A 24,129-nucleotide genomic window follows, 5' to 3' on the forward strand; every position below is an offset into this window, starting at 1 on the left:
CATCCTTTAATTAAATTGTATACCTTTGGTTTTCTTAAAAAACCGACTATGCAACGACGTTTTAGTGACTACTTAATCATTACATTTAAAGGGTTAGCTATGGGGGCTGCCGATGCCGTTCCAGGGGTTTCTGGAGGAACAATCGCTTTTATTTCTGGAATTTATGAAGAGTTAATTTCCACGATAAGCAATGTTAATGCATCCCTTTTTAAAACACTGTTCAGTAAAGGTTTTAAAGCCTTTTGGGCACAGCTTAATGGCAATTTTATTTTAGCCCTTTTAACAGGTATTATAATCAGTTTTGTCACTTTTATGAAACTGGCCAACTACCTCCTTTTATATTATCCTATTTTAATATGGTCCTTTTTTTTCGGACTCATCCTTGCTAGTATCTATTTTGTTGGAAAGCAAATTACCAAATGGAATGCAGCCACTATTATAGCCCTTATTATAGGTGCTTCAGTTGCTTTTTATATTAGTAAAATGCCTTCTCTAGGCACTAATGATAGTTCCCTGTTTTTATTCTTTGCTGGTGCCCTAGCCATTTGCGCTATGATTCTCCCAGGAATTTCGGGTTCTTTTATATTAATTATCATAGGGGCATACAAAACCTTAAGCGATGCCATACGTGACATCGATATAAAGAAAATAATTATTTTCGGGACCGGTGCTGTTATTGGGTTGCTTAGTTTTAGTCATGTATTAAAATGGCTCTTTAAACACTACCACAATGTAACATTAGCCGTTTTAACTGGTTTTATTTTTGGATCTTTAAACAAAGTATGGCCATGGAAAAACACGCTTACTTGGCATACCAGCTCGAAAGGCATAAAAACACCTTTACTTCAAGAAAGCATTTCACCCTTTAATTTTGAAGGTAATAATTATGTGCTTTTAGCCGTAGGTTTAATGATTCTAGGATTTTTAACTATTTTTATTCTTGAAAAATTAGGTTCTAAAAAACAGTAATGCAAAGTACCAGAACATTCACCGATAAACTTTTTCTAGTTCTAAAAGGATTAGGTATGGGCGCTGCCAATAAGGTGCCTGGAGTTTCTGGTGGTGTGGTTGCTTTTGTAGCTGGCTTTTATGAAGAATTTATTTATTCCTTAAAAAAGGTGAATAAAAAGGCTTTTGGACTCCTCTTTAATGGACGCTATAAAAGCTTTTTCCATTATATCAATGGGCGATTTTTAAGCTTGCTTTTTCTTGGTATGCTTATTAGCTACTTCAGTATTTCTAAAGTATTAGATTTTCTTATTAAGCATTATGAATTGTATGTTTGGAGCGTATTCTTCGGCATGATTATCGGATCCATTTATTACATCTACAAAGATTTTGATGATTGGAATTCTAATACCTACCTTTCCCTTGGTATAGGTATAATCATTGGTCTAAGTATTAGTTTTTTAAATCCTGCTAAAGAAAATGACAACCTGTGGTTTGTGTTTTTCTGCGGCATCATTAGCGTTTCCGGTATGACTTTACCTGGTTTTTCTGGATCTTTTATCCTCATCCTTTTAGGCAATTATGTGCTGCTATTAGTTGATTCTGTTAATGCACTATACGATACCGCTTCAGAAATTATTACTGGTGATTTCAGTTTTATAGAAAATGCCCAACGTATTAGAATGCTTAAAATACTGGCCGTTTTTACCTTGGGTTCAATAACCGGTTTGGTCTCCTTTTCCCATTTATTGAGCTATATTTTAAAACGCTATAAAAGCATCACCCTTTCTTCCATTATCGGATTTATTGTGGGATCACTTGGCGTGGTTTGGCCTTGGAAAGAAACCGTCTATAGAACGCATGAAAACGGACATTTGTTAAAAGACTCCAAAGGACAACATATTGTACACAATTACCACCGTTATATACCAGAACTTCATACCGAAACCTACTTGGCCTTAACCTTTATCATTTTAGGCGTTGCCATTGTTTTAGGATTAGAGTGGTACGGACAAAAAACTAGAAAAACCACATGAACAAACTAGGATTATTAGGAAAAAATATTTCTTATTCATTTTCCAGAGCATACTTCAAAGAAAAATTTGAAAACGAAGCCATTACAGATGCATCTTATGAAAATTTCGATATCGAAGACATTAAAAATTTTCCAGATATCATAAAAAACACCCCAAATTTAAAAGGCTTAAACGTAACCATTCCGTATAAGGAGGACGTTATGCCCTACCTTGATAAAATTAACAAAAAAGCCAAAGCCATAGGTGCTGTTAACACCATAAGAATCACTAAAAAAGGCAAACTTATTGGATACAATACCGACTGTTATGGGTTTAAAAAAACCTTAGAACCATTTGTAAAACCACATCACAAAAAAGCTTTAATTTTAGGTACAGGAGGCGCCAGTAAAGCCGTGGCTTATAGCCTTAAGGAATTGGGAATTGAATACGCTTATGTCTCTAGAAAACTATTAGATCAAGTACAATTTTCATACGATACCCTAACAGAAAATGATGTTAAAAATCATGAAGTTATTATCAACTGTACGCCACTAGGGACCTTCCCAGATATAGAAGATTGTCCGAACATTCCCTACCAAGGTATAGGTGAAAATCATATTCTTTTCGATTTAATTTATAATCCAGAACAAACGACATTTTTGGGTCATGGCAAAAACAATGGCGCCACTATTATAAACGGCGCTAATATGCTAAAACTACAAGCCGAAAAATCTTGGTCGATTTGGAATCTTTATTAAATCCTCTATAATTCAACAGGTTAAACTTTTTTAATATGCTAAAAAACGGTCTTTTTTCGGCCATTTTTTAGCATAATTCATTCATAGCCCTGCTATGCATTTCAAAAAAGGTTTCAATTGACTAAAAATTTTTAAATTTCGATTAAACGCAAGAAGGTTAAATAAGTTAAAACACTAGCATGTCCTTTGTTTATACTTTACTTGTTAGTATCTTTAAACTCGAAAATAATTGATGAACCTTAACATTTTTAAAAATGTCTGACAACGAGAAATCACAAAAACCGGAAGAAGTTGATACACCTCATTCTATTGAAAATTCTACAGAATTAAATGAGAATCAAAACTTGGAATCAACATCGAATGCTGAAGTAGAAACTGTAAATTCTGTTGAAGACGCTAATGAAAGTGCTGAATCAGAAACTATTAAAAATTCAGCTGATGCTGATGACCAAGATGAAGTCTTAAATGAAATTGACGAATCGAATGCTGAAGACGCTGAAGATGAAGGAAATAAAGATCGTCATAAAATAGAAGTTAAAGAATACGACACCATGTCGTTAGAAGCTTTGGCCATAGAGTTGGAACGCCTTGTTTCAACCGAAAAAATTCAAGCCATTCGTAACCATGTTAATAGCATAAATTCAGAATTTAAGCAAAAACTACAATCTATTATTGATGAGAAAAAAGAAGATTTCATCAATGATGGTGGCAATGAAATAGACTTCTACTTTTCATCTCCTGTTCAAAAAAGATATAAGGATGCTTATAAAGTATACCGCACAAAACTTAATGAACATTACCAAAGTTTAGAGAAAAACTTAAAACAAAATTTAGAAGATAAATTAGCGATTATTGAAGAGTTAAAAGGACTAATTAACGTTGAAGAAAACATTAATACCACCTATAAACACTTTAAAGATCTACAGGAACGCTGGAGAAATACTGGTCCGATTCCAAGAGACAAATACAACAATGCTTGGAACAGCTACCACCACCATGTGGAGTTGTTTTATGACTTCTTACATTTAAACCGCGACTTACGTGATTTAGATTTCAAACATAATCTAGAAAAAAAGTTATTAATTATTGAGCGTGCCGAAGAGTTATCTAAGGACGATAATGTAATGCGTGCTTTTAGAGAACTTCAAGAACTACATAAAATGTGGAAAGAAGAGCTTGGTCCTGTAGGCCAAGAGCATCGTGAAGAAATCTGGGAGCGTTTTAAAGCAGCTACAAAAATTATTAACGACAAACGTCATGTTTATTACCAAGAAATTGACAAAGTCTACGAAAAGAATCTAGAGAAGAAGCTTGAAATCATTGAAAAAATAAAAGCTATTAGCGCCACGGGTTGTAAATCTCATGGTACGCTTCAGAAGAAAATTAAACAAATTGAAGCCTTACGAGAAGAATTTTTCAATGCCGGAAAAGTGCCTTTAAAGGTGAATGAAAAAACATGGGCAGAGTTTAAAGAGGCTGTAAGAACTTTTAACAGACAGAAAAATAGCTTTTACAAAGATTTAAAAAAGGAACAGTACAAAAACCTTCAATTAAAATTAGACTTGATTAAGGTGGCCGAGGACAATAAGGAAAGTGACGATTTTGAAACGGTGACGCCATTAATGAAGAAAATTCAAAGTGAATGGAAAAAAATTGGTCACGTTCCTAGAAAAGACAGCGATAAAATCTGGAAGCAATTTAAAGCGGCTTGTAATTACTATTTTGATAGAATTCATGCTAAAAGAAATGCTGCTAGCGCCGAACAAATAGAAGCTTATAATAAGAAAAACGAGTTTTTAAATACTTTAAAAGATCTTAAGTTACCTGAAGACAAAACAGAAAGTATTGCGTTAATTAAAGAGAAAATTAAAGATTGGCAGGCTTTAGGTCGTGTCCCTCAAGACAAACGTTATATTGATGCTAAGTTTCAAAAAGCAACCGATCAACTGTTATCTAACTTAGATCTTGGCAAGGTGGAGGCAGAAATGATTAAGTACGAAAACAAATTGGATGTCCTTAATGCTGCAGATGATGATAACAGAAACTTAGACAATGAACGAGTATTCATTAGAAAGAAGATAGACGAAGTTAAAAGTCAGATTAATCAATTGGAGAACAACTTACAGTTTTTTACTAATGTGGAAGATGACAATCCTTTAGTTAAGGAGGTTCATAACAACATTAAACTTCATGAAGAATCTTTAGAGTTATGGAAATCTAAACTTAGAAAAGTTAAGGATCTCTACTAATAAAGAGTTCTTCTTAAACATATTTAAAAAGCGAAAACCCTGTGAAAACAATTATTCACAGGGTTTTTCTATATATAATGATTTACTTGGGTCATTTTGTGATTTTCATAAACTCTCAATAAATAAAGATTAACTGCTGTAGGTAACCACACCTACAGCAGCTCCATTAATCTTTAAAAACCAAACTAAACTAACTTTATGAAAAAAATGTAATTACTTCTAATTACACTACAAATTTACGCCTGGTTAATCGTTTTTTTTACGACATAAGATGTCGGATCTCATATACAAGCAAAGTTTTAGAAGAAAAACATGAATCCGAAACTCAATCGTAAGGCATCACGTTGAAAAGTATCATTTAAATACAGGTTATTATTGGCACCACCTTCAATATCTAATTGTTTTATACCGTAATCGACTTCCAGACCAATAACCATTCTCTCATAGGCATCATACATCACATTTAAAATTCCGTAATACTGGTTATGCCCAAAATCTCCAGCAATTTCTGTTAAATCTAAAGAATCGGTTAAAACATAGCGTGATGAATCTGTTAAACTAAAACTTGTCATTCCAAAAACGGCATTGGTATGCCATTTTTCAGACCAAAAATATTCATAAGCCATCCAGCCTCCAAAAGCAGGTGTAGCCTTAAACATATTATTATCTTCAGGGTAACCATCGTAACCAAAACCAGAAATGGTGGTTAAATACGAAGATATGCCTTTACCGCCCACAACTTGATATTGAAAACTATTTTTATTAGGTTTATAAATACCACTTAAAGTGAGTCCGTAACCCATAAAATAATCTTTATTCCCTTCAAGCTTATAGTTGATATGCCTTAGTATGGATGATGCTCTTAAGTGGCCCCATTGACGTTTATAAGTAACCGCAAAGGTGAAATCGGGAGTTGTTTGGTGTGTATCTTCAACAAAAGGCTGAATGTCTTCATAAGCAAAGTAATCATCTTGAGGTGCTTCAACACTCACCTCATATTTCCATTTGGGGCTACCAAAGCTATTCATATATTTAATATGAGGGTTACGCAGCCATATTCCTGAAGGTGGTCCCTCCCATTCCATGATATTGGGCCAAAGGTCTTCATCACCAAAATTATTCCAGTTTTGTCCGATTTGCCAATGGTCTGTCTCAACATAGGCCTTTCTTAGTCTTAATCTTCCATTACCTCCCCAAAAATCAGATTCAACAATAGCTTTTATTTGCTTTCCGTTAGGCATTACCAAGGTGGTTTCCCATTTAATTTGCGTTTGATACAAATCAACATTTAAACTATTTGAATCATCGGAACCAAATACATTTATTTTTCCAACGTTAAATGTGTCAGAATCCTGCAGCCCACCAAAAACATCGAAATAGCCGTTAAGTTTCATATTAACCCCCAAGCTACTTTTAAACTTTGGAGCCTGACCAATAGAATCTTTTGATGTTAACGTGAAAAAACGTTCTTGAGCATTAATAGAAAGACAAGTAGAAACACTCAAAACAAATAAACTGAACCACCTCATTTACCTCTATTTTTAGTTACATAGTAAGTAGAAATATGCTCAATTAATTTTAAATATCATGGTAAAACACATCTCTTACAACCAAAGGTAACTAAAAATCCATTTGAATATCGTACTAGAAAGGACACACAATAAGAGCTTATAATCATAAAAGTGAAAACCCTGCGAAAAAATATCTCCACAGGGTTTTTCTATATATAATGATTTACTTGGGTCTCTTTAAATTTTTCATCGTTTATATCTCAATAAAGATTAACTGCTGCAGGTAACCACACCTACAGCAGCTCCATTAATCTTTAAAAACTAAACTAACTTATGAAAAAACGTAATTACTTCTAATTACACTACAAATTTACAGCCGTTTGGGATGATTAATGGCGACATGTGGTGTCGTAACCTAAAGCATTACCTAATCGAACATAGCAACCCGGATAGCGCTAACTTGCAGTCCGTGCCTAAATCCACACCCTTATCACACTCTTTTTACCCCAAATACCCTTAACCTAAAAGTAAATAGAGCAATTAAATTCAACTAAAAAACACCTTACTTTCTTTAAACTTCTTATGACTATCGTAATTAAACAAAAAATGCCCCTACATCTTTGTTAAAGCTTTCTTGGTTATTACTTATTATTACGGGCACGGACTGCAACCTTAAATCCGTAGGTATAGAGTAAAAAACAACCGCAAACTATTTGTTTACAAAGGTTTGCGGTTTTGTGTGTTTTCACCTAAATTGGTGTTGCTACAAAAACACATTATGAAAATAATAAAATCTCAACGTATTAATCCTTTTGGAGGATTAAATTTTGTTATCAATGAGTTTGAACAGCTTGGTTTAGGCACATTGCTTGAAAACAATTTACCACATATAGTACAGCAAGCTTCTTATAGTTGGAAAGACTTATTATATTCCTTTTGGTCTATCTATTTTTGTGGAGGAGATTGTATTGAAGATATCTCGTTGAACTTAAAAGAGCATCTAAGAGATAATCCTTTTTTTAGAGTACCAAGTCCTGATAGGATTCTTGATAGATTCAAAGAATTATCACAGACAAAAGACCTTTTTACATTACCCAGAGGCACTAGTTTACATCAATTTGGCTTGAACTTTACTTTAAATGAGTTGAATTTAAGATTATTGAAAAAGTTGAACTTAACTACCACGAATGATCATATTTTAGATTATGACAATACGATTCTATACACCAATAAGAAAGACAGCATAAGAACTTACAAAAAGGGCTCTGGATACTGCCCAGGAGTGGGGATAATTAAGAATAATATTGTTTATGTTGAAAATCGAAATGGAAATAGTGCAGCCAAAGATTTACAGTTAGAAACATTAACTAGAATGTTTTATGAACTCGAAAATCAAGGAATACAAATTGATGCTTTTAGAGCCGATGCAGCTTCTTATCAAGTTAATGTGGTTGATTTTATTTCTACAAAAGTTAATCGATTCTTTATTAGAGCATGTATGAGCGACGCATTGGCTAAAAGGATATCTGAAATAACTAACTGGTCTGAACAAAGGGTCGGCTCCGAAACAATTTTCAGAGGAGAAATAAAATTCACTCCCTTTATAAGATCATTAAAACGAAAAAAACAACTCCATAAAACTAAGGAATACAGGCTTGTTGTAAGTAAAATAGAGCGTAATGACAAACAGGTAAATTTATTTACTAAAGATGCTTATTTGTATTCAGCGATATTGACCAACGACTTTTCGATGTCCATCAATGAAGTTGTTGATTTTTATAATCAACGTGGAGCGATTGAAAAAGAATTTGATATTCTCAAGAATGACTTTGGATGGAACAACTTGCCGTTTTCAAAATTAGAGCAAAATACAGTTTTTCTGTTATTTACTGCTATGTGCAGGAATTTGTATCAGTATATTATAGAACGGTTTTCCAAACGATTTAAGGGATTAAAGGCAAACTATAGAATTAAAAAATTCATCTTTAGATTTATATCCATTCCTGCCAAATGGATAAAAACGGCTAGGCAATATAAATTAAGGGTGTATGGAATTATTCACTTTAAAACTTAACAAAGAAAAGTGTCAAGCCCCAACAGTTTAATGTAAAAAAAATTAAACCCCAACAAAGTTGGGGCTATCCTATATACAGTAGCTTCCTTGTGTAAGCAAACAGATCAAACACAAACACAAGAACCTTAAAAACTTCAAACATTTAACACCTGAAAAAATGAGAAATACTACCAGAAATCATTACAGCTAAACAAAATACTATAACCTACGGATTTAAGGTGCAAGTCCGCGCTATCGGGTAATTTCTTAGCAATTCTATTAAAAAAAAATCTAGTTATTTAATTGTTGTCTTTGATCCCCTTTTGTTGTGTGTGAATTAATTAAGATTCGTTTTCCAAAAAACCAAACAAAAAAAGCTCCCAATTTCTTGGAAGCTTTTTTAACTCTAGTGACCGCGCCAGGATTCAAACCTGGAACCTCTTGAGCCGTAATCAAGTGCGCTATTCAGTTGCGCCACGCGGCCTTATTTTGTGGGTGCAAATATACATTTTTATTTAAAACATATGCAAACATTTTCATCAATTTTCTAATCATTACTTTTGAAAAAACATCTGAGCATCCATTTAATTTTGTAATTTAATTGATTTAGATGTGACTAAATCACACAAAAACAAATATAACCTCATGAAAGAGAATCTTTTAAGAAAACTATACCATAATATCTTAGACCAAGCACTTATTGACGAAATTTTTGAGATAGGTATAAATAAAACTTTTAAAAAGGATGAAATTATCATTGATGTAAATCAAACGCTCAAATTTATCCCCCTTTTATTAAGTGGAAATATTAAAATTTTGAGAGAAGATCAAGATGGCAACGAATTACTTATTTATTTCTTAGAAGCTGGAGAAACTTGCACCATGTCGTTAACCTGCTGCATTGGCACCGCAAAAAGTAAAATACGTGCGGTTGCCGAGAGCGACTCTAGCCTTATCATGATTCCTGTTTCATATATGCAAAAGTGGTTTCAGAATAATGAAAGCTGGCGCAACTTTATCTTAGAAAGTTATCAAAATCGATTTGATGAAATGCTAGAAGCTATTGACAATCTAGCCTTTATGAAAATGGACGAGCGTTTATATAAATATCTCGTTAATAAAACCGTACTCCATGAATCTAAAAATATCATTATTAAACATCAAGATATCGCAGAAGATTTACACACCTCGCGTGTGGTGGTTTCGAGACTTTTAAAACAATTAGAAAACGAAAACAAAATTGTACTAAGCCGAAACAAAATTGAAATCCTATAATTTTTCATAGGCCCCCGTCCCTGCTTAGGTAACATTTATCACAAAGTTTGTATGATCTACACCATACTTTTGTGGTAAAATTAATAGCATGGAACATATTTTAAACCCGTGGCCTTGGTATATTTCTGGCCCACTTATCGCCATTGTTATGGCGCTTCTACTCTACTTCGGTAAAACATTTGGTATGTCTTCGAACTTAAGAACCATGTGTGCCATTGGTGGAGCAGGTAAATTCTCCGATTTTTTTAATTTTAAATGGAAAGACCAACTATGGAACCTAACGGTTGTACTTGGTGCCATAATTGGTGGATACATCGCCGTTACCTACTTATCTAACGACAGCGGAACAACCTTAAATCCCACTACGGTTGCAGAACTTCAACATATGGGTTTTGAATCCCCAGGAACTACATTAGTACCTAATGAAATATTTAGTTTAGAGGCTTTGGCTACTCCAAAAAACATTATTCTTTTAATTGTTGGTGGCCTTTTAGTAGGTTTTGGAACACGCTATGCCGGTGGTTGTACTTCTGGCCATGCTATTACAGGCTTAAGTAGCTTACAAAAGCCTTCACTAATTGCTGTGATTGGTTTCTTTATCGGTGGCCTTATTATGGCTAATCTCATTTTACCACTCTTATTTTAAAATTAAACGAAACACATGAAATTTATAAAATTCTTACTCGTAGGTATCTTCTTTGGTATTGTATTAGTTAAATCGGAAGCCGTTTCTTGGTACCGCATTTACGAAATGTTCCGTTTTCAATCCTTTCACATGTATGGCATTATAGGAACAGCTATTGCTGTTGGTGTATTGTTTTTACAAATATCAAAACGCGGCCATATTAAAACCATGCAAGGGGCCGACTTATATGTTCCAAAAAAGGAAAATGGTTTTGCCCGATACATCATTGGGGGCACTATTTTCGGACTTGGCTGGGCGCTTATAGGTGCTTGTCCTGGCCCCATGTACATTCTTTTAGGCACGGGAGTTTGGAGTATGCTTATTGTTATTGCAGCCGCTCTTTTAGGGACATTCATCTATGGTTTATTAAAAAATAAACTGCCGCATTAAATATGGACAGCATCCACATTATAGGTTATTTTGGCGCTCTAATTGTAGGTCTTGTTTTGGGTTTAATTGGCGGTGGAGGTTCCATACTTACGGTACCATTACTTGTTTACCTTCTTGGGTATAACCCGGTTGTGGCTACGGCCTATTCACTTTTTGTTGTTGGTATTTCATCGTTAGTTGGAACCTATCATAAATACAAAAAAGGATTGGTAGATTTTGAAATAGGTTTAGCCTTTTCATTTCCATCATTTATGGCGGTTTATCTCTCAAGACGCTTTTTAGTTCCTAGCATTCCAGACACTCTTTTAACCGTTGGTAGTTTGCAGCTTACTAAAGACATAACCATCATGGTCTTTTTCGCATTCATCATGCTTTTTGCCGCAATTTCCATGATAAAAAAGAAAAAAAATATAACACCTACAACAGGAAAGCAAGCCTATTACAAAACCTTTATTCAAGGAATCACCATAGGCGTGATTACGGGTTTAATAGGCGCCGGTGGCGGATTTTTATACGTTCCCGCTTTAGTACTTTGGGCCAATATTCCTATGAAAAAAGCCGTAGGCACCTCATTAATTATAGTAACGATTAATTCATTAATAGGTTTTTTAGGGGATGTTCAAACATTAGACATTGAATGGGTTTTCCTTTTAACCTTTACTGCTATTTCCGTGTTAGGTATTTTAGTAGGTGGGGCTTTTTCAAAATACGTCAGCGCTAAAAAGCTAAAACAAAGCTTTGGTGTTTTTGTATTGATTATGGCAACCTTTATTATATATAGAGAACTATTGGAACTTCATGTTATATAAGTTACAAAGTAATCTTCAAGGGTTTTATACTTTTGAATACATAAATAAAACAATAAAATTTCCTTTTTCTAGGAAATAAAAAAATATAAGATTATGAAAATTGAACAAATATATACTGGTTGTTTAGCTCAAGGCGCGTATTATATCGAATCTGAAGGTGAAGTAGCCATTATCGATCCGCTACGTGAAACTCAACAGTATGTGGATAAAGCTGAAGCCGAAAATGCCACCATTAAGTATATTTTTGAAACGCATTTTCACGCCGATTTTGTATCTGGACATATCGATTTGGCTAAAAAAACAGGCGCAACCATCGTTTTTGGTCCTGGTGCTAAAACCGATTACGACATCTATGCGGCAAAAGACAATGAAGTTTTTAAACTTGGAAATATTTCCATAAAAGTACTACACACCCCGGGGCACACCTTAGAGTCTTCAACCTTTTTACTAATAGATGAAAACGGTAAAGAACACGCTATTTTCTCGGGAGACACTTTATTTTTAGGTGATGTTGGCCGACCTGATTTAGCGATTAAATCGGATTTAACTAAAGAAGATTTAGCTGGGATGCTTTTTGATTCTTTAAGAAACAAAATCATGACATTACCAGATGACACCATTGTTTACCCTGCTCATGGCGCTGGTTCGGCATGTGGAAAAAATCTAAGTAAAGAAACCGTAGGTGTTTTAGGTGAACAAAAAAAGACAAACTATGCTTTAAGAGGCGATATGACTAAAGCTGAATTTGTAAAAGAAGTGTTAGACGGTATTGCTCCACCACCACAGTATTTTGCAAAAAATGCCATGATGAATAAATCGGGATACCATGAGTTTGAAACGGTACTAGAAAGAGGAAACACCCCTTTAACACCAGAAGCATTTGAACATTTAGCAAACGAAGAAGGCGCTTTGGTATTAGATGTAAGACATGAAACTGAATTTGTAAAGGCACACATTCCGAATTCTATATTTATTGGTATTCATGGTGGATTTGCCCCTTGGGTTGGCGCTTTGATAACCGATTTAAAGCAACCTATCCTATTAATTACCCCAGAAGGTAAAGAAGAAGAAACCGTGACGCGTTTATCGCGCGTTGGTTATGACCATACTTTAGGGTATTTAGAAGGCGGTATTGAAGCTTGGAAACAAGCAGGCAAAGATGTTGAATCGATTACTTCAATAAACGTGGATGAATTTTCGAATCGATTTAAAAGTGACTCTATTCAGGTTTTAGATGTTCGTAAAGATGGTGAATACAAATCGCAACACTTAGAAGGTAATAATATTAAACACTTTCCTTTAGATTATATTAATGATAATATGTCGGCTATTGATAAAAACCAAGAATATTACGTGCATTGTGCTGGTGGTTATCGTTCGGTAATTGCAGCATCTATTTTAAAAGCTAGAGGTTTTAACAAATTAATTGATATTGCTGGTGGTTTTGGTGCCATCAAAAACTCCGATTTGCCAACAACCAATTTTGTTTGTCCGTCAACTTTATAATGTGAATAACGCGATACTTTAAATAAAAAAAGCCAAGATTTAACCTTTGTCAAATCTTGGCTTTTTTATTTCATTCTATTTCTCAGAGGTTTCCTTCTGAATAAAATTTAATTCCGTTTACTGAAAACTATACGATTTCAGCACTTAAACCAGCCTCTAAAAGCATGGTACAGCGAGGCTTTAAGTCGTCGTAATCACCTGTCTTTACAGTACATTTTCCGTTATAATGCACTATCAAAGAACATTGTTCTGCTTGCTCTGCCGTATGATCGCAGGCGTAGATTAGCGTTTCTATAACATGATCGAAGGTATTCACATCATCATTATACACTACTATTTCATTTTGAGTTGAAACCGCTTCCTCGAGCAGTACCTCTTCGGATGTTTTTTCTTTAATACTCATCTTTTTTTTATTACTAATTTATAAATTTTAAAGCGACCCAATTGTTTCTCTCTAATTTCTCTTGAAATTTTAACTGAAGCGCTTCACAAGCTTCTTGAATAACCGGAATATCATCATTATAGAAACCGCTTAAAAACAAGGTACCGTTATCATTTAGACAGGACACATAAGTTTTCATGTCTTGTAATAAGATATTTCGGTTGATGTTAGCAATAATAACGTCGTAATTTTTTCCCTCAAGCACGGAAGCATCTCCTTCAATAACGGTGATATGTTCGCAATTATTACGCTCTACATTCTCCAAACTATTCAAATAACACCAGTTGTCATAATCGACAGCATCAATAGGTTGAGCGCCTTTCATCTCGGCTAGAATTGCCAAAACGCCAGTTCCGCAGCCCATATCTAAAACCGATTTACCCGAAAAATCATTTTTTAAAATATGCTGAATCATCATGTGGGTCGTTTCATGATGTCCGGTTCCGAAACTCATTTTAGGTTCGATAACAATATCGTATTCGGTATCGAATTTCTCATGAAAAGGCGCTCTTACCGCACAAACATCATCAACTACAATAGGATTGAAATTCTTTTCCCATTCGGCATTCCAATTGGTTTGCTCTATTTCGTTGAATTCGTATGAAATTTCAAATTCATCGGATTGCAAAATCTGAATATCATCTAAAATATTGGCATGCCATTCTTCCTTTTGAATGTAGGCTGTAGTTCCTTGCTCGGTTTCTACAAAACTTTCAAAACCAGCATAGCCCAATTCTGCAATTAAAATCTCAACACCTGGTTGTAAAGGGGTTACCTTAAATTCGTACCCGATATAAATGATATTCGACATAGTTATTTTTTTCGGACTACAAAGATAGAAGTAAATGTCGAAATTATACGAATTGTTCTCATAAAGAGTTCTTAAACTTAACGGAAGTTTGATTTGATAGCGCAATCGTCATACTGAACTCGTTTCAGTATCGCACAAGTTGATCATGAAATGAACTTGCTTAATGATGAAATTAATATTAAACATGGAAGAGGAATTTGAATTCGTTTCGTTGTAATGTTATAACCTAAAACATCATAGAATAAGATTATTAATTATTTTAAGTTTTACATTTACTATTTTGAATTGTATATCTGGAAGTAATAAGTATTATATGGAAACAGTAAAAAAGAATTACAAGTCAGTAGAAAACTTATGGAATAACTTTCTAAAAGACAACCCTAATAACAAAATAAAAGAAATACCTATATCCTTTTATTTTTGCGATAACAAAAAAGACGCTGATGAATGTGCTGAATTAGTTTTTAAAGGCATAAAACAGGCTACAGCAACATCATTATGGTGGTTTGAAAAGCACAATGAACCACTTCCAAAAGTTAATGACCAATATATAGTAACAGACTGGAATGGGAATGCCAAAGCAGTAATTGAAACTATCAAAATAGAACAGGTTCCTTACAATAAAATCACCGCAGATTTTGCAGCAATGGAAGGCGAAGGCGATAAATCCTTAGACCACTGGAAAAAGGTTCACGAAGCCTATTATAAAAGAGAAATGGAACCTCACGGAGACAAGTTTGATGAAAATATGCTTATCGTTTGTGAATATTTCAAAACAATATATAAAGTAGAAAAATAAACCACAAAACAACTATAAGTCATTGATTGTTATCGTCTACAATCGGCATCAACTACACTACTAGTTTTACTGACAGTACTATTCACTGTATTCATCCTTGCAACACTTTTCAACAAGTCATATCTAGGATGAGATTCTGAATCAGGTTCAGAATGACGTAGCAGCCATGAAGCCGTCATACTGAACTCGTTTCAGTATCGCACATGTTGATTGAAAATTGAAATTAAGATAAAAGCAGCAAGGAGAATTTTTATTTTAAATGCTTCTCGCCTACGCTCGAAACCAACGACACTACTGAATATCATTGATTAGAACTATTCACAGACTTAATGTTATAACTCTGAATTGACGGTTTATTTAGAGGTTGAGATTCTGAAACACTTTCAGAATGACGAAAATACATGCGGTACCGCGTTAGCGATTGAAGTGGCATCCTTTTTTGACCTTAGGAAAAAAAGATATAACGTAAAGCGCGACCCCGATTTTTCATCGGGGTAACGCCCAAAATATTAAAAGCTATTTCCGAATTAACGAAAATAAACTAAGTTGTTAGGAATTAAAACGCATTAACTATGGCGAAAAAATCTTCGGCATTAAGTGAAGCACCTCCAATTAAACCACCATCTACATCTGGCTTAGAGAAAATCTCCTCGGCGTTGTTTGGTTTTACACTGCCACCATAAAGAATAGAAACTGTTTCTGCAATATCGTTTCCGTATTTATCAGCTAATGTTTTTCTAATAAATGCATGCATGTCTTGTGCTTGCTCGGCAGTAGCCGTTTCTCCTGTTCCTATGGCCCAAACTGGCTCATAGGCTAAAACTATATTCTGAAAATCGGCTGCAGTAAGGTGGAATAAAGCATTTTTAATTTGACTGCCAACTACGGCCTCTTCTTTTCCTGCTTTTCTATCGGCTAACTCTTCACCGAAACAAAAAATGATACGCATACCTTTAGAAAGCGCCATATCTACCTTTTTGGCTAAGGTTTCATCGGTTTCATTAAAGTACTCACGACGCTCACTATGACCTAATATCACGGTATTGATGCCGATACTTTTTAGCATGCTTGCACTAACTTCGCCTGTATAGGCACCGTTTTCAGCGAAATGCATGTTTTGGGCTACAACTTCTATACCTGTACCTTTAGTACTGTTATAAGCATGCCATAAATTGGTTGCTGCTGGTGCAATCATAACTTCGGCATCGGTAGTTTTTGTTTGTTTAGATAAGCTTGTTATTAGCGTTTCGGTTTGCGCTAAATCGTTGTTCATTTTCCAGTTTCCTGCTACAATTTGTTTTCTCATGGTAGTATGTCCCTTGTTTTTTCAAGGTTTTTATTTAGTTATTTAATATGTGTTCAATCCTTTTATCGTCGGCTTCTACTGCCTTGAATAACTTAATATTTCCTTCGGCATCAACCACCATATATCGTGGTATCCAATCGATATTTACAAAATCTCCAAACGGACTTTTCTTTCCATTTTCGAGATAGTAATGCTCCCCCTCGACTTCATATTTTTTAATGCCATGTTTCCATGCATCAAGTTTTCTATCCAAAGATAAAAATACATAGGCCACATCAGGGTGGTTTTTCTGCAATGCTTTCACTTTAGGCATGCCTTTAATACAATCGCTACACCATGACGCCCAAACGTCTATAACGATATCTTTGCCTTTATGAGCACTTAAGATATCTTTAAAAACCGTTTTCTCGCCTTTCAAGCCTAAAAATACATCATTTAAGGCTTCTTCTGAAAATTTTGTTGGGGTTTGTGAGTTGCAAGAGGTTATACTGATTAAAACGATAAGTAAAGTGACTATTTTTTTCATTATTGAAGTATGTTTATTGTTAAATGAATCGGTCTCGCTTTAAGCATCAACCTAACATTAGAAATGTGCTTTATTATTCTAGCTTTACTTTAGGATCTAACCAAACATAAATAAGGTCTACAAAAATATTAATGATGATAAAAAGTAAAGCAATGATAAGTACAGCCCCCATGATAACGGGTAAATCTAATGTATTTAAGGCATTCACGATTTCTTTACCTAAGCCGTTCCAACCAAAAATATACTCTACAAAAACCGCTCCTGCAAGCATAGAAGCAAACCATCCCGAAATGGCTGTAACCACAGGATTTAAGGCGTTTTTAATGGCATGTTTTCTAATAATTTGAAACTCGCTTAAGCCTTTCGCTCTCGCGGTTCTGATATAATCCTGATTAAAAACTTCCAATAAGGAATTACGCATAAGCTGAATAACCACAGCCAAAGGTCTTATTCCTAAAACGATGGCTGGAAGAATCAAGTTTTTCCATCTGATATGCATGCCTTCACCAAAATCGTCTAACTCGTACAAGCTCCCCGTCATTTCTAAATGGGTATACTTATGTAATACAAATCCGAATAACCAAGCAAACAAAATGGCGCTAAAAAATGAAGGAACACTCATCCCAAAAGTACTTATAATTTGAATGCATTTGTCGAGCCAAGTATCTTTGTTTAAGGCAGAAACAACACCTAGAAACACCCCTAAAAGCATGGCAATAACAATAGCCGTAATGGCTAAAACGAAGGTATTAGGTAAAGTTTCGCTTAGCACCTGACTCACCAATTTCCCTTGTTTGGTAAAAGACTCTCGCAAGTAAGGTAATTTTAAAACTACAGTTTTATTTCCTACTGAAAACAAACGGTTTTCATGATATTTCCCTGGCTTTAGATAGGTGTAATCGTCCTCCGAATTGGAGTGTATAGAAATGGGAGATAAATCGTTTAGATAATATAAGTATTGTGTTGTGGTCGATTTATCGAAACCATATTTCTGCTTTATTAATTGGAGTTGCTCGCTGTCTTCATTTTGCCCCAACATCATTTGAGCAGGATCGCCGGGAAGTACATTAAATAAAAAGAATATGACCGTAACCACCCCAAAGAGTGTGAGTAAAGCATATCCTATTTTATTTAATAAATATCCTATCAAACAGTTATAAATTTATTTTTTTTAATGATCATCTCTTCAGATTTAAAGGTTTAAATCTTCGATGTCATTCCAATGCACTTTTTGCATCACGGTACCTTTATCGAGTTCTAACACGCCTGGATTAGAACGAACCACAGTTTTTAAAGCTTTTTCATCACATAAATAAAACTCAAAATCGATATTATAAGTTTCTTTAATGCGTTGTTTAGCGTCTTCACCTGAAGCGGTTAACCCTATAATTTTATAGCCTTTTTTACGGGCTTCATCTTGAAGACTTTTTAACTTCAATGCTCCATTTTTTTCAATATTCTCCAAGCTATAAGAAACTACTACAATGAGTTTTTCCTCAGCTAAAAATTGTGCTGTGAGGTCTTCTTCATCACTTTCAATAGAGAAATCGTAAATAGGTGGTTGGTATCCTTCTTGAATCACCTTGGTTTCAACACCAACAAAATCGCCATCTACCGACGGGTAAGAACCATTTGTTTTTATCGTTTTTTCCTCGCCATTTACATTAAAGGTCCAGCTATATTCTTGTATTGGTTTAGGCGCGTCTTCTGGAACAGACATCCCTTCTGAAATATTGGCTCCAATTTTATAGGCTCTAAAATCGACGGCAGGTAAATGTTCTAAAACATGAAAACCAAACCATAAACTTAAAATAAAACTCAATAAAGCGAAAATGGTGGTTTGTAGTTTTCCAAAAACAGGATGTATGTATTTTACGCCTACAAATAATATTAATATAAAAACCAGAAGTATGACATCCTTAATAAAGCTTTCCCATGGGGTTAGTTTAAGGGCATCGCCAAAGCAGCCGCAATCTTTTACTTTATCGAAATAAGCCGAATAGAAAGTTAAAAAAGTGAAAAACACAATCATTAACAGTAAGCTCCAAACCGTAAATTTAGGTTTATACCCTATTAATAAGAATACACCTAAAACAACTTCGAAAACCACTACTAGTACAGAAATCCCTAAAGCATATGGGATTAGAAATTCCATATTTAGTACATCGGCACTAAAATATTCCTGTAATTTATAAGAAAATCCTAGGGGGTCGTTCAGCTTAATTAACCCTGAAATTATAAATAAAACACCTACAAAAATTCTAGAAATGGCTACTAATACTCTCATTTATTTTTTACCTGCATTTAAGTGAATCATAGCGAAAATCGCGTAATTAATCATATCTTGATAATTCGCATCAATACCTTCACTTACAATAGTTTTTCCTTGATTATCTTCAATTTGTTTCACACGTAGTAACTTTTGTAATATTAAATCGGTTAAGCTACTCACACGCATATCACGCCAAGCTTCGCCATAATCGTGATTTTTGTCCTCCATCAGTTTTTTAGTTGCAGCGGCCATTTTTGTGTATAGGTCTATAGCTTCATCATGAGATAAATCAGGTTGTTCTACAACGCCCTTTTCTATTTGAATTAATGCCATAATACTATAGTTTATAATCCCTATAAACTCACTTTCCTGACCCTCATTTACTTTTTGAACGTCATTTTCTTGTAAGCCACGAATACGTTGGGCTTTAATAAAAATTTGATCGGTTAATGATGGTAGTCTCAAGATTCTCCAGGCACAGCCATAATCGCTCATTTTCTTTGTGAATAAACTTTTACAGATATCTATGACAGCGTCGTATTGTTTTGAAGTATCTTGCATAAATAAATTGAATTTTGCGTAAATTTCGCATAAATTATTAGAATGTTCAAAGGTTTAAGGCTTAATCTTCGATTTATATTCCTAGACCTCACAAAACCACATCAATGACTATAAATTGCAAAGGACAACTCATCGATTTATCAACCCCAAAAGTCATGGGAATATTAAATATAACACCAGACTCATTTTATGATGGTGGTGCTCATAAAAATGAAAAAGAAGTACTTTTAGCTGTAGATAAAATGCTGAAAGAAGGTGCTACTTTTATCGATGTTGGTGCATATAGCTCCCGCCCCAACGCCGATGATGTGAGCGAAACTGAAGAATTAAACCGTATTCTACCAATTGTAAAATCGCTTGTAATAAATTTTCCAGATATTTTACTTTCCATAGATACCTTTAGAAGTGAGGTTGCTAAGCAATGTATACACGCTGGAGCTGCCTTGATTAACGATATTTCAGCTGGAAAATTAGATAGTAATATGTTAGATACTGTTGCTAAATTAAAAGCACCCTACATTATGATGCATATGCGGGGCACACCAAAAACCATGCAACAGCAAACCGATTATAACGATATGATAAAAGATGTTTTATTCTATTTTTCGGAACGTTTAGCCGCTGCAAAAGCACTTGGGATTATTGATGTGATTGTAGATCCTGGCTTCGGATTTGCTAAAAATTTAGAGCAGAATTATGAACTTCTCAACAAACTGGAACTTCTAAAAATGACCGATAAACCGATGCTTATCGGTCTCTCAAGAAAATCCATGATTTACAAAAAACTACAAACTGATGCCCAAAAGGCTCTAAACGGTACTTCAGTATTAAACACGATAGCCTTACAAAAAGGTGCTTCGATTTTAAGAGTTCACGATGTTAAAGAAGCTGTAGAATGTATAACATTGGTTGATGCCCTAAATTCATAATAAACCATGAAACTGAATTTTGTATTCCTTTGTCTGTTGGTTTTAAATTCCTGCGGAAATGAAAAAGTACTAGAATTACCAGAGATAAATCATTCTGAAATTTCTGAAATTAACGATGTCTCACCTGGCTATTTGTTTTACGATGAGACCCAAACGGATAGTATAGAACTAAATAGAAAAAACTTAATAGTTTCAACCAACTGGCTTATTAATGTCGACAAACGATTAAGCTTAAAACAGGTTATTCCGAAGATTAAATTCCTTCAGGACAAAAAAAACAATTCTAGTCATAAAAACGAAAACGCCAGAAACTATTATACTTGTCATGATTTAAGTAGAAAAACCTTAGGATTTATCGACTTTACAGACGTGGTTTATACAATTGAAGATAGCATTTCAAATACTACAAGACATCAAATTATAGTGCGGTTTGACAACAACGATAACATAACGGTTGATCAAAATGACAAAGCAATAGAAAACATCAAATCTAATTCAGATGACCTGTTTTCTGACTTGAATAAAATTTATACGACCGGCAGCACCATAACCTTATGTTTTCATGAAGATTTAAGTTTTCAGGACTATATTGATTACAAAACCTTGTTTCAAAACAAGAACAGTAGGCCTCTAAAATTCTCAAAAAAAGAGTTTCTTTACAATTAATCATATTTCATTACATTTACCAAAAACCCCAACAATCATTGGAAATTTTTAAAGACATTTTAAATTTTACGGTAGTTGATATTATCGATGTTATTCTTGTGGCTTTGCTCCTTTACTACCTATATCGTTTAGTGAAAGGTACCGTAGCCATTAATATTTTCATTGGAATTATTATTATTTATGGGGCGTGGCGATTAACCGATTTCCTAAACATGGAACTCCTTTCTAGTATTTTTGGAGGTTTTATGAAGGTAGGTATTATTGCTTTAATTGTTGTTTTTCAACCTGAAATTAGGAAATTCCTACTCATGGTCGGCTCAACCAATTTTGGTCGCCGTGGTAAATTATTTAAGCAACTTAATTTTCTTAAAACTGAAAACAGTAATGAAACCGATGTTGATGCCATCATTTCGGCATGTAATAAAATGGCGCAATCCAAAACAGGCGCCTTAATTGTTTTTGAACGCAACAACAACCTAGATTTTTTATCGGAGTCGGGTGACGAAATGAATATTAAAGTCACTCAACCCATCATAGAAAGCATTTTCTTTAAGAATAGTCCGCTGCACGATGGCGCGATAATTATAAACCACAACACAGTAAAAGCCACCCGTGTTATCCTTCCTGTAAATAACGAAAAAAACATCCCGAAACGTTTTGGTTTACGCCACCGAGCTGGTATTGGAGTTTCTGAAAAAACCGATGCCCTGGCCCTTGTTGTTAGCGAAGAAACTGGACACATCTCTTGTTTTAAAGATGGGGAATTTGTGGTTTACAGTGATTTGAATGAACTAAAACAAATTATTAAAAGTGATTTGGTTTAGGAGGGGTTTGGGGTATGCCTACAAAAAGTTTCTTTTAATTGTTGATATATTGTAGTTGTAACAAATTTGAGAAAAACTAAAAACATATTAATTTTCGTATTTGCTATAATTGTAGTTTCGGCTTTAGCTTATGTTATTTTTTTATTCTTTTATGTTCAAAAGAGATACGCTGAAATACCTACCGACCCAAAATCAATTTTTACGGAATCGAGATATTTATACGGAATATCATCTAATGACAATCTGAAACTTAGAACGGAATATTTACTCATAAAAACCGTTCGTGATTCTGTAATCAAATATGAATATAAAAGTACGACAGATTCAACTCGGAATTTTAAAGTAAGTTACTTGACCAAAAATCAAGAAATTCAATTTGACTTTACCGATTACGTAAAATATGAAAGCAATACTTTTTGGAGTAACTCGAACTCTGAAATTTGGTTTGATATGTACGAAATGAAAGAGCCGATTATTGACGGAATGAGTCCAGTAATGTTTAATAAAGATTATGGAATTTTAGCTATTGCGAATCCACTCGGTCCTTCCGCTTTTTTTATGGATAAACAAAATGACAGTTTACAAGTAATGAAAATAAGTAAAAAATTATACTAAATAAAAAACGTGTTACAACAAGGTATATAGCTCATAGCTAATTAGTTGCTTAAACAAAGTTAAGGTATATTTGAAAAGTCGCCAAATTTTTAAATTTGACGATTTCCAATAATAAACATAATAGTAAAATTTAAAAATATGGCTTGTGCTCAACCGAAAAGAACCAGCTAATTTGCAAGCTACGAGCCATACACAAAACCGTCAGCAATAATCCTCACTAAAAAACTAAAAACTCCTCAGTAGGTAAGCTAATGTAAAGTTGAGCAAATTGCAGCAATCAATTCTAATAATTATGAAAAAGTTAAATTTTTATAAATTACTTATTTTCATAATCATATTTTTACGTTAGTCAGAATTAAAAAAAAGAGAATGGCTTTATACAAATCAAAAAATCCAGCATTAAGCACCAAAGTATTTACTAAAGTAAAAAGAATAGATGAGTCATCTGAAGTAATGACCATTAATGGAACCGTAAATAAAGCAACATTTCTAGGATTAATTGTTCTTGCATCCTCACTTATAACCTGGAATTTATATCTAGAAAGTCAAGACTTTTTATTAGTTAAACCTTATGTAATCGGAGGTTCAATTGCAGCATTTGTAGTAGCATTGGTTATAATTTTTAAAAATACAACTGCGCCATATTTATCACCAGTTTATTGTGGTCTTGAAGGGTTAGCTTTAGGTGGTTTATCCGCATTTATGGAAGCCAAATTTCCTGGTATCGTATTACAATCTGTCATTTTAACTTTTGGAATACTATTCAGTTTATTAGCCATTTATAGATTAGGAATTATTAAAGCAACTGAAAACTTTAAACTAATTGTTGCATCCTCAACTGCTGGAATTGCAATTTATTATATAGCTTCTCTAGCTGGAGGTTTTTTTGGTTTTGAGTTACCTTACATACACGATAACTCAACAGGTGGAATAATTTTTTCTTTATTCGTAGTTGTAATTGCATCTCTAAATTTAGTAGTTGACTTTGACTTTATTGAAAAAGGAGCTGAATCAAAATCACCTAAATATATGGAGTGGTATGCAGCCTTTGGCTTAATGATTACGATAATTTGGTTATATCTAGAAATCCTAAGATTATTAGCCAAATCAAGGAGTAAAAAATAAAAACTATAGTCAACACCGTGAAGAATTAATAGCTTGCCCTCGCCTTCTTGGAT

General features: G+C 34.1%; 24 protein-coding genes and 1 tRNA gene. 16 read left to right on the forward strand and 9 right to left on the reverse strand.

The genetic code is table 11. The features are described from left to right. The first annotated feature begins 48 nt into the window (after positions 1-48). From JJL45_RS14180 to JJL45_RS14195, 4 genes are all read left to right on the forward strand, one after another. A complete protein-coding gene (locus JJL45_RS14180; RefSeq protein WP_068601802.1) occupies positions 49-969 on the forward strand; it encodes a DUF368 domain-containing protein in 921 nt (306 codons plus the stop codon). Beyond that, a complete protein-coding gene (locus tag JJL45_RS14185) occupies positions 969-1,985 on the forward strand; it encodes a DUF368 domain-containing protein (protein WP_068601800.1) in 1,017 nt (338 codons plus the stop codon). The genes JJL45_RS14180 and JJL45_RS14185 overlap by 1 nt, the downstream gene beginning before the upstream one ends. Beyond that, positions 1,982-2,722 carry a shikimate dehydrogenase family protein gene (locus JJL45_RS14190; RefSeq protein WP_068601798.1) on the forward strand — a complete coding sequence of 247 codons (741 nt, stop codon included), beginning with the start codon at positions 1,982-1,984 and terminating at the stop codon, positions 2,720-2,722. Before JJL45_RS14185 ends, JJL45_RS14190 begins: the two co-directional genes overlap by 4 nt. 254 nt (positions 2,723-2,976) lie before the next feature. Further along, entirely contained in the window at positions 2,977-4,971 is a 1,995-nt protein-coding gene (locus JJL45_RS14195; RefSeq protein WP_068601796.1) for a DUF349 domain-containing protein, read from the forward strand. Between the two features lie 299 nt (positions 4,972-5,270). Here the strand turns inward: JJL45_RS14195 and JJL45_RS14200 are convergent, their stop codons facing one another. After that, complete coding sequence (locus JJL45_RS14200) at positions 5,271-6,500, reverse strand: hypothetical protein (protein WP_068601794.1); 1,230 nt, start codon at positions 6,498-6,500, stop codon at positions 5,271-5,273. A 760-nt stretch (positions 6,501-7,260) separates the two neighbouring features. On the opposite strand from JJL45_RS14200, the gene JJL45_RS14205 reads away from it, so the two are divergent. After that, complete coding sequence (locus tag JJL45_RS14205) at positions 7,261-8,556, forward strand: IS1380 family transposase (protein ID WP_202664122.1); 1,296 nt, start codon at positions 7,261-7,263, stop codon at positions 8,554-8,556. A gap of 389 nt (positions 8,557-8,945) precedes the next feature. Here the strand turns inward: JJL45_RS14205 and JJL45_RS14210 are convergent. Continuing rightward, positions 8,946-9,019, reverse strand: a tRNA-Arg gene (locus tag JJL45_RS14210). Positions 9,020-9,180: 161 nt separating this feature from the next. Here JJL45_RS14210 and JJL45_RS14215 point away from each other — a divergent pair. From JJL45_RS14215 to JJL45_RS14235, 5 genes are all read left to right on the forward strand, one after another. Further along, the gene (locus JJL45_RS14215; protein ID WP_067151342.1) at positions 9,181-9,810 is read left to right on the forward strand and encodes a Crp/Fnr family transcriptional regulator; all 630 of its coding nucleotides are present in this window, start codon (positions 9,181-9,183) and stop codon (positions 9,808-9,810) included. Between the two features lie 88 nt (positions 9,811-9,898). After that, on the forward strand, positions 9,899-10,456 hold the full coding sequence (locus JJL45_RS14220) for a YeeE/YedE family protein (protein WP_068603616.1): 558 nt from the start codon (positions 9,899-9,901) through the stop codon (positions 10,454-10,456). Positions 10,457-10,471: 15 nt separating this feature from the next. Then, positions 10,472-10,885, forward strand: a complete 414-nt coding sequence (locus JJL45_RS14225; RefSeq protein WP_067151335.1) for a DUF6691 family protein — start codon at positions 10,472-10,474, stop codon at positions 10,883-10,885. Between the two features lie 2 nt (positions 10,886-10,887). Beyond that, entirely contained in the window at positions 10,888-11,694 is an 807-nt protein-coding gene (locus JJL45_RS14230; RefSeq protein ID WP_068603618.1) for a sulfite exporter TauE/SafE family protein, read from the forward strand. Between the two features lie 93 nt (positions 11,695-11,787). Then, positions 11,788-13,200: an MBL fold metallo-hydrolase gene (locus JJL45_RS14235; protein ID WP_068603620.1), complete on the forward strand. Its 1,413-nt coding sequence runs from the start codon at positions 11,788-11,790 to the stop codon at positions 13,198-13,200. Positions 13,201-13,327: 127 nt separating this feature from the next. On the opposite strand, the gene JJL45_RS14240 is transcribed toward JJL45_RS14235, so the two are convergent. Further along, entirely contained in the window at positions 13,328-13,603 is a 276-nt protein-coding gene (locus tag JJL45_RS14240) for an ATP-dependent Clp protease adaptor ClpS (RefSeq protein ID WP_067151326.1), read from the reverse strand. A gap of 13 nt (positions 13,604-13,616) precedes the next feature. Then, positions 13,617-14,453 carry a 50S ribosomal protein L11 methyltransferase gene (gene prmA, locus JJL45_RS14245; protein ID WP_068603623.1) on the reverse strand — a complete coding sequence of 279 codons (837 nt, stop codon included), beginning with the start codon at positions 14,451-14,453 and terminating at the stop codon, positions 13,617-13,619. 313 nt (positions 14,454-14,766) lie between these two features. Between prmA and JJL45_RS14250 the strand changes: the two genes are divergently transcribed. Beyond that, complete coding sequence (locus tag JJL45_RS14250; RefSeq protein ID WP_068603624.1) at positions 14,767-15,252, forward strand: ASCH domain-containing protein; 486 nt, start codon at positions 14,767-14,769, stop codon at positions 15,250-15,252. A gap of 556 nt (positions 15,253-15,808) precedes the next feature. Here JJL45_RS14250 and tpiA read toward each other — a convergent pair. The 5 genes from tpiA to JJL45_RS14275 form a co-directional block, all read right to left on the reverse strand. Further along, positions 15,809-16,558 carry a triose-phosphate isomerase gene (tpiA, locus tag JJL45_RS14255; protein WP_068603626.1) on the reverse strand — a complete coding sequence of 250 codons (750 nt, stop codon included), beginning with the start codon at positions 16,556-16,558 and terminating at the stop codon, positions 15,809-15,811. Positions 16,559-16,592: 34 nt separating this feature from the next. Then, positions 16,593-17,084: a TlpA family protein disulfide reductase gene (locus JJL45_RS14260; RefSeq protein ID WP_068603628.1), complete on the reverse strand. Its 492-nt coding sequence runs from the start codon at positions 17,082-17,084 to the stop codon at positions 16,593-16,595. A gap of 73 nt (positions 17,085-17,157) precedes the next feature. Beyond that, complete coding sequence (locus tag JJL45_RS14265; RefSeq protein WP_068603630.1) at positions 17,158-18,234, reverse strand: ABC transporter permease; 1,077 nt, start codon at positions 18,232-18,234, stop codon at positions 17,158-17,160. A gap of 42 nt (positions 18,235-18,276) precedes the next feature. Then, positions 18,277-19,371, reverse strand: a complete 1,095-nt coding sequence (locus tag JJL45_RS14270; protein WP_068603632.1) for a BT_3928 family protein — start codon at positions 19,369-19,371, stop codon at positions 18,277-18,279. Then, complete coding sequence (locus tag JJL45_RS14275; protein WP_067151303.1) at positions 19,372-19,917, reverse strand: DUF1599 domain-containing protein; 546 nt, start codon at positions 19,915-19,917, stop codon at positions 19,372-19,374. It lies immediately after the preceding gene. 104 nt (positions 19,918-20,021) lie between these two features. Between JJL45_RS14275 and folP the strand changes: the two genes are divergently transcribed. The 5 genes from folP to JJL45_RS14300 all read left to right on the forward strand — a co-directional run bounded on the left by folP (position 20,022) and on the right by JJL45_RS14300 (position 24,076). Then, entirely contained in the window at positions 20,022-20,846 is an 825-nt protein-coding gene (gene folP / locus JJL45_RS14280) for a dihydropteroate synthase (RefSeq protein WP_068603634.1), read from the forward strand. Between the two features lie 6 nt (positions 20,847-20,852). After that, positions 20,853-21,512 carry a hypothetical protein gene (locus JJL45_RS14285; RefSeq protein ID WP_202664179.1) on the forward strand — a complete coding sequence of 220 codons (660 nt, stop codon included), beginning with the start codon at positions 20,853-20,855 and terminating at the stop codon, positions 21,510-21,512. A gap of 38 nt (positions 21,513-21,550) precedes the next feature. Further along, entirely contained in the window at positions 21,551-22,336 is a 786-nt protein-coding gene (gene cdaA / locus JJL45_RS14290) for a diadenylate cyclase CdaA (RefSeq protein ID WP_067151295.1), read from the forward strand. A 66-nt stretch (positions 22,337-22,402) separates the two neighbouring features. After that, positions 22,403-22,951 carry a hypothetical protein gene (locus tag JJL45_RS14295; protein WP_068603638.1) on the forward strand — a complete coding sequence of 183 codons (549 nt, stop codon included), beginning with the start codon at positions 22,403-22,405 and terminating at the stop codon, positions 22,949-22,951. Positions 22,952-23,320: 369 nt separating this feature from the next. Next, complete coding sequence (locus tag JJL45_RS14300; RefSeq protein WP_068603640.1) at positions 23,321-24,076, forward strand: Bax inhibitor-1/YccA family protein; 756 nt, start codon at positions 23,321-23,323, stop codon at positions 24,074-24,076. Positions 24,077-24,129: the final 53 nt, after the last annotated feature.

The sequence above is a fragment of the Tamlana sp. s12 genome, assembly GCF_016767215.1.
GTDB classification, from domain to species: Bacteria; Bacteroidota; Bacteroidia; order Flavobacteriales; family Flavobacteriaceae; genus Pseudotamlana; species Pseudotamlana agarivorans.

What these genes read in the sequence shown, in the direction of transcription:
- JJL45_RS14285 (WP_202664179.1), top strand. Translation starts at nt 20,853, where the DNA reads ATGAAACTGAATTTTGTATTCCTTTGTCTGTTGGTTTTAAATTCCTGC.
- JJL45_RS14220 (WP_068603616.1), top strand. Translation starts at nt 9,899, where the DNA reads ATGGAACATATTTTAAACCCGTGGCCTTGGTATATTTCTGGCCCACTT.
- JJL45_RS14300 (WP_068603640.1), top strand. Translation starts at nt 23,321, where the DNA reads ATGGCTTTATACAAATCAAAAAATCCAGCATTAAGCACCAAAGTATTT.
- JJL45_RS14240 (WP_067151326.1), bottom strand. Translation starts at nt 13,603, where the DNA reads ATGAGTATTAAAGAAAAAACATCCGAAGAGGTACTGCTCGAGGAAGCG.
- tpiA (WP_068603626.1), bottom strand. Translation starts at nt 16,558, where the DNA reads ATGAGAAAACAAATTGTAGCAGGAAACTGGAAAATGAACAACGATTTA.
- JJL45_RS14230 (WP_068603618.1), top strand. Translation starts at nt 10,888, where the DNA reads ATGGACAGCATCCACATTATAGGTTATTTTGGCGCTCTAATTGTAGGT.
- JJL45_RS14250 (WP_068603624.1), top strand. Translation starts at nt 14,767, where the DNA reads ATGGAAACAGTAAAAAAGAATTACAAGTCAGTAGAAAACTTATGGAAT.
- JJL45_RS14200 (WP_068601794.1), bottom strand. Translation starts at nt 6,500, where the DNA reads ATGAGGTGGTTCAGTTTATTTGTTTTGAGTGTTTCTACTTGTCTTTCT.
- JJL45_RS14205 (WP_202664122.1), top strand. Translation starts at nt 7,261, where the DNA reads ATGAAAATAATAAAATCTCAACGTATTAATCCTTTTGGAGGATTAAAT.
- JJL45_RS14190 (WP_068601798.1), top strand. Translation starts at nt 1,982, where the DNA reads ATGAACAAACTAGGATTATTAGGAAAAAATATTTCTTATTCATTTTCC.
- JJL45_RS14180 (WP_068601802.1), top strand. Translation starts at nt 49, where the DNA reads ATGCAACGACGTTTTAGTGACTACTTAATCATTACATTTAAAGGGTTA.
- JJL45_RS14215 (WP_067151342.1), top strand. Translation starts at nt 9,181, where the DNA reads ATGAAAGAGAATCTTTTAAGAAAACTATACCATAATATCTTAGACCAA.
- JJL45_RS14260 (WP_068603628.1), bottom strand. Translation starts at nt 17,084, where the DNA reads ATGAAAAAAATAGTCACTTTACTTATCGTTTTAATCAGTATAACCTCT.
- JJL45_RS14270 (WP_068603632.1), bottom strand. Translation starts at nt 19,371, where the DNA reads ATGAGAGTATTAGTAGCCATTTCTAGAATTTTTGTAGGTGTTTTATTT.
- JJL45_RS14195 (WP_068601796.1), top strand. Translation starts at nt 2,977, where the DNA reads ATGTCTGACAACGAGAAATCACAAAAACCGGAAGAAGTTGATACACCT.
- JJL45_RS14185 (WP_068601800.1), top strand. Translation starts at nt 969, where the DNA reads ATGCAAAGTACCAGAACATTCACCGATAAACTTTTTCTAGTTCTAAAA.
- folP (WP_068603634.1), top strand. Translation starts at nt 20,022, where the DNA reads ATGACTATAAATTGCAAAGGACAACTCATCGATTTATCAACCCCAAAA.
- JJL45_RS14235 (WP_068603620.1), top strand. Translation starts at nt 11,788, where the DNA reads ATGAAAATTGAACAAATATATACTGGTTGTTTAGCTCAAGGCGCGTAT.
- prmA (WP_068603623.1), bottom strand. Translation starts at nt 14,453, where the DNA reads ATGTCGAATATCATTTATATCGGGTACGAATTTAAGGTAACCCCTTTA.
- JJL45_RS14225 (WP_067151335.1), top strand. Translation starts at nt 10,472, where the DNA reads ATGAAATTTATAAAATTCTTACTCGTAGGTATCTTCTTTGGTATTGTA.
- JJL45_RS14275 (WP_067151303.1), bottom strand. Translation starts at nt 19,917, where the DNA reads ATGCAAGATACTTCAAAACAATACGACGCTGTCATAGATATCTGTAAA.